The following is a 650-nucleotide window of genomic DNA, read 5'->3' as shown; positions in this document are numbered from 1 at the left end:
CCATCTGGATTGACCGTTGTATTTCCACCAATGCTGTTCTTGATGCTGTCAGAAATATTCTTGATCTGACCACCATTCACCGCATCTTTTGAACCATTCGTGATTGAACCATCTACAACATTGCTGATAACTTTATCACCCGCATTAATGCCATCTTTGGTGATGCTTGGACCATCTTTAATGGTTAAACCCTTATCGTTTAATACCGTATCACCAGTGATGATGCTGTCGAACTTCGCATCTTTCAATAATTCAACTTTGATGCCATCTGCTGTGGTACGGGTAATCACGTTCTCACCACTGGTTTTGTCTTCTGCTGTCGCAGCATCAGCACCACCAACAATGTTTAGCTTCTCACCTAAGTTACGATGAACGTCTGCACCGGCATTACCAGCAAAGTTCAAGCCCTTGTTTTGCAACTCAGTCTTGGTGTTGTCAATCTTGCTGTTGAGTTCTGTTTTGGTGTTGTTGATCGTGTTATTCAACTCAGTTTTCGTATCTGTGATCTGAGTCGTTAACTGATCTTTAGTGTCATTTAACTTGTTGTTGGTGTCCGTGATTTGGTTACCTAAGTCTTTCTTCGCATCATCCAACTTAGTATTGGTATCAGTAATCTTGCCATCTAAACCATCTTTAACTTTGGTTAACTG

Annotated in this window: 1 pseudogene; it reads right to left on the bottom strand. The window is 41.1% G+C overall.

From position 1 onward, the window contains the following. Positions 1–650 (bottom strand): annotated as a pseudogene (locus F993_RS18440) (YadA-like family protein); the annotation flags it as partial.

The sequence above is a fragment of the Acinetobacter proteolyticus genome (assembly GCF_000367945.1).
Classification (GTDB): Bacteria; Pseudomonadota; Gammaproteobacteria; order Pseudomonadales; family Moraxellaceae; genus Acinetobacter; species Acinetobacter proteolyticus.
Note: the sequence above shows the minus strand (reverse complement) of the source record. Positions and strands in the feature narration are given on the sequence as shown.